The organism is Tsukamurella pseudospumae, assembly GCF_001575195.1.
In the GTDB taxonomy this organism is placed as follows: Bacteria; Actinomycetota; Actinomycetes; order Mycobacteriales; family Mycobacteriaceae; genus Tsukamurella; species Tsukamurella pseudospumae.
Genome location: NZ_LSRF01000031.1, coordinates 1 through 2,701, shown reverse-complemented (window position 1 = coordinate 2,701; position 2,701 = coordinate 1). Strand labels below are relative to the sequence as shown.

Here is a 2,701-nt window from a genome sequence, read left to right as displayed (position 1 = left end):
CACTCTGCTCACCACGCCGATCGCTGCTGCCGCGGATCGCTCGTCGATCGCATGGCGGGTGCTGCTCGGGATGGCCGCCTCGGGGTGGGCGTGGCGTGATGTGCTCGCGCAGCTGCAGCAACCCGGGCTGGTGCGGCTGCGCGAGGACTACGAGCGCGGTGAGGCTCATGCGATCAGCCAGTGGCAGAAGGCGCTCATGCTCGCTGCGGAGTCGGCGTGGCCGCGCACCGCGGCCGATCGCGCCGACGATCAGGTGGCCGTGCAGCTCGCCGCCACGTTATCGGCGGCCGCGATCGGGCCGCGGTGGGCGCGCCCGGGCGGCGCGAGCGACGAGCGGGTACTGCTGGCCTTCGCCGCGCTGTGCGAGCAGGCGCACGCGGTAACGATCAACGTCGACGTGCGGCGCCTCGCTGAGGCCGCGAACGTCGATGCCTCGACCGTCTCACGAAGCCTGCGGCGCCTCGCGGTCGAGGGCTGGGTGCGTCTGCAGGCCGTGTCGGAGGGCACCGCAGCGGCGTCGTGGACCCTTCTCGATCCGCCTGCATGTCCAGCTGCAACACAAGTGGAAACACGCCCCCCTGCCCGCGAGCTTCCCCCCGCGGATCCCTCCCGACTAGAGCACGCCCAGCACGACGTATGGGTCTGGCGTGACGGTTTCGGTGGTGTGGGGGAGAGGGTGCACTACTACTGGTCACAGGGTGTACCGACGTCGCAGATTGCTGCAGCGACAGGGTACTCATTGCGCACCGTTGTGCGCTGGCTCTCTGTGCTCGGGCAGCATCGCATGCTGACGTGGAGGCCACGGTGGGAGAGCGTGGCGCGGATCCTTGGAGCTGCCGGCGTGACGGTCGCTCGGGCTCGCCGGCACCGTGCTGAGCGGATTGCATTCGACTGGTGGCGTGCGGAGCTGGACTGGCGTTGCACACCGGGCAAACGACGTCGGCGCACGGGCGTGTCGGCCGCAGCCGGCGCCGCCGCGGCGATCGCACTGCCGATCGCCGCGCCCATCCGCGCGCGTGCCGGCCGCTTTCCCACGAAGCCCGACGGTCGGATGGACTGGCGCGACGCGCTCGCGCAGCTGTCCTCACGAGACGAGGTCACTGCGTAGACAGGTGGAGGGAACTACTGCGTCTTGACGAATGCGCCGCTGCTGGCGAACTGAACCAAGGTGCCGGCTAGATGGAGAGCGCACTGCGCTTCCTCGACTGTTTCTGTGCGCGGGTTCGGTCCGGTCGCATGCCGCTGCTGGTTCTTCCACACCTGGTTCATCATTGCCACGACCATCGCTACACCATCAGCGTCGGTGTGATCGTTCAGAACGAACGTCCACTTCTGGGGTCCTGCCGTGATGTCGCGGATCATCGTGCCGAGCGTTTGCAGCGCGTTCTTTGGCGAGATCAGCTGTTCGTACGCGGCCTCGATCGCCTTGACCGATTCACTGACGCTCTTGCCCGGGTCAGGGGCGATCGCGTACGCAGCGTTCCACGCTTCTACGAGGTGGCCGGCAACTGAGTCCTTGGCGTTGTCGACGGTGGCTTCGAACTGTCGGATCGCTTCTGGCGATGTGCGGAACTCAAGACCTGTGCCGTCGGTGCGGACCCGGTACGCCGAGTTGCCACGCGACAGCAAATCCTCCAGACCTGCACCGCGAATCCTCCGCACGTTCCAGCCGTCCGCGCTGTCCTCGACTACATCGACGTGACTGCCGTTCTCAAGGCACCACTCGATCAAGTTCAGCAGTATGGCGTCGGTCCCGGAACGGGGTAATGCCGCCCGTCTGATCGGCTGCGCAGTTGCCGCCGTACGTCCCCCAGTAGTCGGGAAGGTCTGTCCACTGCAGCTCCACGGCTAAACGCACACGCACGGCAGGAGAGCGCAGTTCGTCATCAATCCACTCAACGAGCGGTGGGATCAAGTGATCCGGTACCCCTGTGATCGGCTTTTGGAGCGCCTTCTGCCGCTTCCATTGCCCGGGCGTCCACTCCGTTGTCATGCGGTCACCATAGGAGACCGCAAAGACGTAAGTGGAGGCCAGTCGCCGTTACACAAGGGCGTGCCTCCGGTCGCGCGCGCATCACTCGTTGTGCTGGTCGGTTCGCGCCCCGCGCCCGGGCCGGCTCTGCGTCCACGCGTCGATGGTCTCGACGCGCCAGCCGCGGTTGCGGCCGATGATCGCATCGGGCTCGGGGAGATAGCCGCGGGCGAGGTAGGTCTTCATCGTTGAGAGCGACACACCCGTGTGCTGTGCGACCTCGCCCAGCGACAGGTAGTACTCCACGCGGCACAGCTTAGATCGGCGCCTGCGGCGCGAGCGACCGCCTGCCCGCGTCGTGCGCCGCGCCTGCTGCGATCTGCTTACGCGGCCGCGCTATTGCGCCGCACGACGCGGCCGCGATGGCCGAAGCTGTCGACGCGATGGATCTCGCTTGCCGGCACCTCCACCCCGCCCTTGGCGTGCATGTGCCCGGCATAGATCGCGAACGCGAGATTCCCATCGCGTTTGAGCTCCAGGCGCAGCCTGTCGCACGCATCGAGAAACGGACACCCAGCACACATCCGCAGCGCCTCCGCCGCCGTCTCCGACGTCGCCGTCGTCAGGTCAAACCACTGCGGTACTGGCTCACACGGAGGCGAAACCGTCGCTGAAAACTCCATCCGTGACCTCCCTGTAAGTCCCTCTTGTCGTCGCCCCCCAGCAACA

At 67.0% G+C, this 2,701-nt stretch carries 4 protein-coding genes and 1 pseudogene; 1 reads left to right on the top strand and 4 read right to left on the bottom strand.

The window, feature by feature from the left end; translation table 11 throughout:
- Positions 1–1,108: pseudogene (locus AXK60_RS26930) on the top strand (hypothetical protein); the annotation flags it as partial.
- Between the two features lie 14 nt (positions 1,109–1,122).
- On the opposite strand, the gene AXK60_RS10510 reads toward AXK60_RS26930, so the two are convergent.
- The 4 genes from AXK60_RS10510 to AXK60_RS10500 form a co-directional block, all read right to left on the bottom strand.
- Positions 1,123–1,731 (bottom strand): hypothetical protein, encoded by a 609-nt coding sequence (locus AXK60_RS10510; protein ID WP_139057880.1) that lies wholly within the window; start codon positions 1,729–1,731, stop codon positions 1,123–1,125.
- Positions 1,712–1,993: a hypothetical protein gene (locus tag AXK60_RS26385; RefSeq protein WP_139057879.1), complete on the bottom strand. Its 282-nt coding sequence runs from the start codon at positions 1,991–1,993 to the stop codon at positions 1,712–1,714. The genes AXK60_RS10510 and AXK60_RS26385 overlap by 20 nt, the downstream gene beginning before the upstream one ends.
- Before the next feature lie 81 nt (positions 1,994–2,074).
- Positions 2,075–2,278, bottom strand: coding sequence for a helix-turn-helix transcriptional regulator (locus tag AXK60_RS10505; protein ID WP_068571093.1), 204 nt, complete (start codon positions 2,276–2,278; stop codon positions 2,075–2,077).
- A gap of 77 nt (positions 2,279–2,355) precedes the next feature.
- Entirely contained in the window at positions 2,356–2,655 is a 300-nt protein-coding gene (locus AXK60_RS10500) for a hypothetical protein (protein ID WP_068571092.1), read from the bottom strand.
- Positions 2,656–2,701 lie beyond the last annotated feature (46 nt).